The sequence below is a fragment of the Leifsonia sp. McL0627 genome, assembly GCF_058244615.1.
Genome location: NZ_JBZCGM010000002.1, coordinates 1,575,052 through 1,581,629 on the forward strand (window position 1 = coordinate 1,575,052; position 6,578 = coordinate 1,581,629).

A 6,578-nucleotide genomic window follows, 5' to 3' on the forward strand; every position below is an offset into this window, starting at 1 on the left:
AGGAATCTCCTTATCGTCCCGCGCCCGAGGCTCAGCCTGCGCGATGCAACGCATCGTGGCGCCGTCGACATAGCCAGATGACACGGTCATCGTTCTGAGCGCTCCGGCGCGGCTACGACGGAACACCCGGCGGGAATCTGCTCTCCGGAGCGCTCGAAAAGGCGGTTTCCATGCCACGCAACGTTCTCTCACCCCTTCCCACCGCATCCACTGTGGATGCGGTCGTCACCGCTCCAGCGAGCGTCGCCGCCTACCTCAAGGCGGATGGCGTCTCGCAGAGCTACGGCGACCGCAGAGTGCTCACCGATGTGTCGCTCACCGTCGCGCCCGGCGCCCGCCTCGGCCTGATCGGCGAGAACGGCGTCGGCAAATCGACCCTGCTGCGGATCCTCGGCGGTGCCGAGGCGCCGGACGGGGGAGCGCTGGTGCGCCCGGCGCGCACCGGCATCCTCTGGCAGGAGGTCCGATTCGCTCCGGAGGACACCCTCGCCGAGCTCATCGAGGGCTCCCTGGTGGAGGTGCGGGCGATCGAGCGCGAGCTCGAAGCGTCGGCCTCGGCGCTCGGCGGCGACGATCCGGAGGCGGCGACGCGCTACGCCGCCGCTCTCGACGCGGCCGAACGCGCCGCCGTCTGGAGCGTGGATGCGCGCCGCGACGAGCTTCTGTCCGGTCTCGGCGTCGGGTCCATCCCGCTCGCCCGGCGGCTGTCCGAGGTCTCCGGCGGGCAGCGCAGCAGGTTCGCGCTGGCGGCACTCCTGCTGTCCCGGCCGGATGCGCTGCTCCTCGACGAGCCCACCAACCACCTCGACGACGATGCGGCGCTGTTCCTCGAACGCCAGCTCACCGCCTGGCGTGGGCCAGTGGTCTTCGCCAGCCACGACCGCGCCTTCCTGGATGCGGTCGCGACCAGTCTGCTCGACCTCGACCCTGCGCGTTCCGGCACGACGGTGTTCGGCGGCAACTACAGCGCATACCTCGCCGCGAAGGCGGACGAGCGGGAACGCTGGGAGAAGCAGTTCTCCGACGAGCAGGACGAGCTCAAAGCGCTGAAGTTCGCCGTCGATGTGACGGCGCGCGGCATTGCATGGTCGGGCAAGGTGCGCGACAACGACAAGTTCGCCAAGTCGTTCAAGGGCGGTGCGCTGGACAAGCAGATCAGCCGCCGCATCAAGAACGCGTCCGGCAGGCTCGACGAACTCAGCGAGACCCAGGTGCGCAAGCCCCCGGCGATCCTGAGCTTCGCCGGCATCCCGACCGGGTCGCAAGCGCTGAACGAGGAGGCCGGCACGCTGGTGCAGGTGTCGGAGGCGCGCATCCCGGATCGTCTCGACGTGCGCTCCTTCCGGGTCGAGCCGCAGTCGCGCATCCTGATCACGGGCCACAACGGCGCAGGCAAGTCGACCCTGCTGTCGGCGCTGGCCGGCCTTCAGGAGGTCCACGCGGGCACTGTGACGAGGAGGAGAGGGCTGCGCGTCGGCTTGCTCGAACAGGACGTGCGCTTCGCCGACCCGTCCGCCAGCCCGCGCCGGATCTACGAGGAACGCCTCGGCGAGCGGCGCGCGGAGGCGGTGCCGCTCACCGGGCTCGGGCTCGTCGCTCCTCGCGACGTCGACCGGCCGGTCGGTGCGCTCTCGATCGGTCAGCAGCGCAGGCTCGCGCTCGCCCTGATCCTGGCGAAACCGCCGCACGTCTTCCTGCTCGACGAGCCCACCAATCACCTGTCCCTCTCGCTGGCGACGGAGCTGGAGGAGGCGCTCGGCGCGTATCCGGGCGCTGTCGTGGTGGCGAGCCATGACAGGTGGCTGCGCGCGGCGTGGACCGGGGAGCGGGTGGAGATGCGCGCGGGGCGGATCGTGGGGAGGTGAGTTCCGGACGCGGGCGTCTGAGCGCTTGCTTAACTTTCGAACGTATGTTCGAATGAATCCATGAGATGGAGCGGGCAAGAACTCACGGCTGAGGAGCCGTCGACGCTGCCGGGGCTGGCGCGGTTGAACAATCTGGTGCGCTCCGTGCGCACGCCCGACTTCGCGGGCATCACGTTTCACGAGGTGCTCGCGAAGTCGGCGCTCAACAAGATCCCGGGCGGCGGGGGGCCGATGCCGTTCGGGTGGACCATCAACCCATACCGTGGATGCTCGCACGCTTGCGTCTACTGCTTCGCGCGGCCGACGCACTCCTACCTCGACCTCGACTCCGGCAAAGACTTCGACCAGGAGATCATCGTCAAGGTCAACGTGGCCGAGGTGCTCCGCAAGGAGCTCAGCCGACCGAGCTGGGGTCGTCACCCGGTGGCGCTCGGCACCAACACCGACCCGTATCAGCGGGCGGAGGGGCGGTACGCGCTGATGCCGGGCATCATCGACGCTCTCGCCGACACGGGCACGCCGTTCAGCATCCTCACCAAGGGGTCGCTGCTCCGGCGCGATCTCGACCACCTGGCAGACGCTGCGCGCCGGGTCCCCGTCGACCTCGCGATGTCGATCGCGATCTACGACGACGAACTGCAGCAGTCCGTCGAGCCTGGCACCCCGAGCACGAAGGCGCGGCTCGCAACGGTCACCGCTGTGCGCGAGCACGGCCTCGACTGCGCCGTGTTCCTCATGCCGATCCTGCCTTACCTCACCGACACGAGGGCGCACCTGGACGACGCCCTGCGGCAGGCCAAAGAGGCGGGAGCGACGTCGGTGCTCTACACGGCCCTGCACCTCAAACCGGGGGTGAAGGAGTGGTATTACCTGTGGCTCGGGCGGGAGCATCCTGAGTTGCTGCCGCACTACCGGCGCATGTATGGCGGGGGAGCGCACGCGCCCAAGGAGTATAGAAAGTGGCTGGCGGCCAAGATCAAGCCGCTGATCACCGCGCACGGTCTGGAACGCGGGGAGGAGGACCCGCTCACCGGAGGGGTGCGGTCGACGGCGCTCGGGATGCTGCGCGATGGGGAAGGTGAGCGACAGGTTGCGGCGGCGGCGGGGGTGCGGCGCACAAGGGTGATCCCGGAGGAGGTGGACGCCGCGGCGAACGGGCTGACGATGCTGGGGGTGCAGCCGACGTTGTTCTGAGGATGCCCGGGCGCGGGGTACAGCGGAGAACGCGGCGGGGTACACAGGGCGCCGAGGAACTGCCATAATCCATCTGGGGGCGCTCGGTATCCGTCCGAGTCGCTCCGTTCCGTCCACCGTGCCCGATGCCGATCGGGCACGCTCGGGGGGACGATCCAGGACACGAGGGGGTGGCGATGTCGCTCGGGCTTCCGACACATCTGTCGCGCGTCGCCAACTCCCGGGCGCTCGGGTCGGCGGCGCGCTGGGCGGGGATGGTGTGCCTCGGCTCCGCGTTCATCAATGTGGCGGTCGCCGGGTTCGGAGCGGCGGGCGCCTACTCCTGGGTGGGGCTGCTCGTGCTGCTGCCAATGGTGGCGCTGCTGGTGCTCCTGGCGCGCGGGAGGACGGTCGCGCTGACCGTGGCGTACCTTGCGGTCGGTGCGTTCTCCACGTACTTCTACGTCGTCATCCTCCTGACGACCACGCCGTCGTACACGGACACCAATCTCTTCGTCATCGCACTTCCGGTGGTGGCCATGACCCTGGTCGGCGGGGCGGGTACGGGATCGCTCTCCGGCATCCTCTGGTCGACGGCAGGCTTCGCCCTCGCGGAGGCGGCGGTGCTTCTGGCGGCGATCAACGTGGGCCGGACCTTCCGGCCGGACGCGATCTCGCTCGGCGCGTACCTCCTCCTCGTCGGAGTGTTCGCGTTCGACGGCCTGACCAGAGGGTCGCGCAGCAAGCCACAGTCCGCGATCCACCGGTCCGTGCGGGATGCGCGCCTCATCGACCTCCGTCGCAACGTGATCGCGGAGTTCGCCGCCGACCTTCACGACACCGTGCTCAGCGATCTCCTCGCCGTCGCAGCGGCGTCGCCCGGTCCGCTTGCGCCGAAGCTCAGGGAACGGATCGAGGCCGATCTGCTGTCGCTCGGGGCGTCGGGAGGATCCGGCCGTCCCGCGCCGGGAGGGTTGCCGGAGCAGCGCTCCGCCGACCATCCGCACCCACTGGGCGACGGGCCGGGAGACGCGTGGTTCTCCAGCGAACTGCATCACGCCATCGAGCTGGCGCGCGACGAAGGACTCGCGGTGAGCGTCTCCGGCGACAGGGACGTCCTGGACAGGCTCTCCGACGACCGCCGACGCGCTGTCGGACTCGCCGTGCGGCAGTGCCTGGTCAACGTCCTGCGACACTCAGGAAGCGCGACGGCCAAGGTGACCCTCTCGTCGTCCGGGGGATCCGTGTCCGTCATGGTCGTCGACGAAGGGCACGGCTTCGTGCCGTCGGCGGCCGGCAGCGACAGACTCGGACTTCGGCAGTCCGTGCACGACAGGATCGAGCGCGTCGGCGGAGTGGTGACCATCTACTCGAGCGAGGACGTCGGCACCACCGTGCTGATCGTCGTCCCGTCCGGCGACGAGGAGGCGACGGGGTGACCAGACTCGACGACGCCACCATCGTCCGCCTGAGGTCGGCGCCGTTCGAGCGCACACCGCAACGACTCGACCCGCTCGGCGTGCAATCGGCCTGGATGCTCGTGCCCCTGCTCAGCGCCCTCGCGGTCGGCTACGCGATCTACTCCACCGTGAAGCACGGCGATCAGGTCAGAGACCCCGCGCTCGCATACTCCGCGATCGTGCTGCTCGTCCTCGCCGGTACGGCGTTCTCCGTGCGCGCTCACCGGGCCCTCGCCCCGTTCGGCCGAGGAGCACCTCTCCGTGATGGCCGTGACCGTCACCGCCGCGCTGGCGTTCACCGCGTCGGCCTGGGGGCGCAATGTGCGCATCCAGGACGACTGGGGGCAGATCGCCGTCGCACTGTTCCTCGTCGCTATGCCGCTGTACCGGCCGGTCTCCGAGGTGATCTTCGTCGCCTGCGTCTCGGCGTTCGTCATCGGCGTCTCCTCGGCGTTGCAGAGCGCTTCGCTCACCATCGTGACCAGTCCTGTCGTCTACTTCACCGTCTCCGCGACGCCGATCATCGCGCTCGCCTGCGGTGGATGCGGCTATGCGTGGACGATGACGGGAGAGACCCTCGCCTGGCGCCAGGTCGCCAAACGGGGGCAGGCGGATCTCGACACCGAGCTGCGTGAGACCGCGCGCCGGATGGTCGTCCAGGAGCAGCTGTCGACGCTCAACGAGGCGACGACACCGTTCCTCGCGGACCTGCTGCGTCGTGGCGAAGTCACAGCAGACGACGCCACGACGGCCAGAGAACTCGCCATCCGGCTGCGCGACGAAGCCGTCTCGGCCGTCGACCGCACCTGGTTGGCCGAACGACTTGCGCACGAACTCGCGCTCCGCGGACTCGATCCGCGTGCCGCCCGCTCGACCACCATGGTCGACGACCCGGACGGGCTCGACAGGGTGCTCAGCGAGGAGCAGCGCGCCATCGTCGGTGCGATCATCGCGACGACCGCGGCCCTCCCCGGTCTCGTCCCCTCGTCCGTGCGCATCGTCGTCAGCAGGCCGGAGCATCCTGCGTTCGAACTGACCGCGACGGTCGACCAGCCGCCGCGCGAAGTCAGGGAGGCGCTTGCCGCCCTGCTCAGCTCGCTGCGATCCGTCGCGATGGAAACCTCCTTGCGTCTTCGCGGCGACCACCTCACTATCCGATTCGAATACCCGGAGGGGGAGAACAGAGTGACCCCCGCACCCACTCCACCGCCACCGATCAGTACTCGCCCTCCTCGACGACCCACGAGCTCCTGCTCGACAGTCTGTCGTCGTGGATCGAGAAGCATGCGCCAGAGCTCGCACCTCGTGCTGCGCGCGAGCAGCTGGCTCGAACTCGTCCATAGCGACGCGTTCCCCACCGACCTCGTCATCATGGATCTGCAACTGCGCGAGACCATCTCCATCGGCGCGCGCGTGCGCACCTGCCGGGCGGCCGGCGCCAAGGTCATCGTGCTCAGCGCCGTCGACACGGCGGAAGACAGGGATGCGGCGCTCGCAGCAGGCGCCGTCGCATACCTGACCAAGACGCAGCCCATGACAGACGTTCTGGACGCGGCGCTCTCGGCGATGGGCAGAGGGGGCGACGACGCGCAGAAGGAGCCGCCGGCGGAGCCGTCGTGGCGGCCGAAGCCGAGCATCCCGGAATCGGCCAGGCCCCGGCTCAGCGACGGAGAGCGGCAGGCCCTCACACTGTATGCGGACGGCAGGACGACGTCCGAGGTGGCCAAGGCGATGAACGTCCAGTACGAGACCGCCAAGACCTACCTGCGCAGGGTCAGGGAGAAGTACGGCAAGGCCGGGCGACCGACGAGTTCGCGCGCCGACCTCATCCGGCGCGCCGCAGAGGACGGGTATCTCACCTGACCTCCGGGCGGCACCCTCTAGGATCGGTGCGTGGCAAAACTGTATTTCCGCTACGGCGCGATGAACAGCGGTAGGAGCACGGCGATGCTCCAGGCGGCCTACAACTATGAGGAGCGCGGGCATCGCGTGCTGCTCGCGAAGCCGTCGATCGACACCAGAGGCGACATGGGCATCCTGTCGCGGCTCGGCGTCACCCGCGAGGTCGACTACCTGATCA

4 protein-coding genes and 1 pseudogene are annotated in these 6,578 nt (G+C 69.2%); all 5 read left to right on the forward strand.

The window, feature by feature from the left end:
- The first annotated feature begins 170 nt into the window (after window positions 1-170).
- Entirely contained in the window at window positions 171-1,865 is a 1,695-nt protein-coding gene (locus AC37TH_RS08175; protein ID WP_490763833.1) for an ABC-F family ATP-binding cassette domain-containing protein, read from the forward strand.
- A 60-nt stretch (window positions 1,866-1,925) separates the two neighbouring features.
- Window positions 1,926-3,059 carry an Rv2578c family radical SAM protein gene (locus AC37TH_RS08180; protein ID WP_490763834.1) on the forward strand — a complete coding sequence of 378 codons (1,134 nt, stop codon included), beginning with the start codon at window positions 1,926-1,928 and terminating at the stop codon, window positions 3,057-3,059.
- 176 nt (window positions 3,060-3,235) lie between these two features.
- A complete protein-coding gene (locus tag AC37TH_RS08185) occupies window positions 3,236-4,477 on the forward strand; it encodes a sensor histidine kinase (RefSeq protein WP_490763835.1) in 1,242 nt (413 codons plus the stop codon).
- Between the two features lie 285 nt (window positions 4,478-4,762).
- Window positions 4,763-6,361 carry a response regulator transcription factor gene (locus AC37TH_RS08190; RefSeq protein ID WP_490763875.1) on the forward strand — a complete coding sequence of 533 codons (1,599 nt, stop codon included), beginning with the start codon at window positions 4,763-4,765 and terminating at the stop codon, window positions 6,359-6,361.
- A 30-nt stretch (window positions 6,362-6,391) separates the two neighbouring features.
- Window positions 6,392-6,578: pseudogene (locus tag AC37TH_RS08195) on the forward strand (thymidine kinase); the annotation flags it as partial.

Bases quoted from the DNA above. Each gene is read 5' to 3' on its own strand.
- AC37TH_RS08175 (WP_490763833.1), top strand. From the start codon at position 171: ATGCCACGCAACGTTCTCTCACCCCTTCCCACCGCATCCACTGTGGAT.
- AC37TH_RS08180 (WP_490763834.1), top strand. From the start codon at position 1,926: ATGAGATGGAGCGGGCAAGAACTCACGGCTGAGGAGCCGTCGACGCTG.
- AC37TH_RS08185 (WP_490763835.1), top strand. From the start codon at position 3,236: ATGTCGCTCGGGCTTCCGACACATCTGTCGCGCGTCGCCAACTCCCGG.
- AC37TH_RS08190 (WP_490763875.1), top strand. From the start codon at position 4,763: ATGGCCGTGACCGTCACCGCCGCGCTGGCGTTCACCGCGTCGGCCTGG.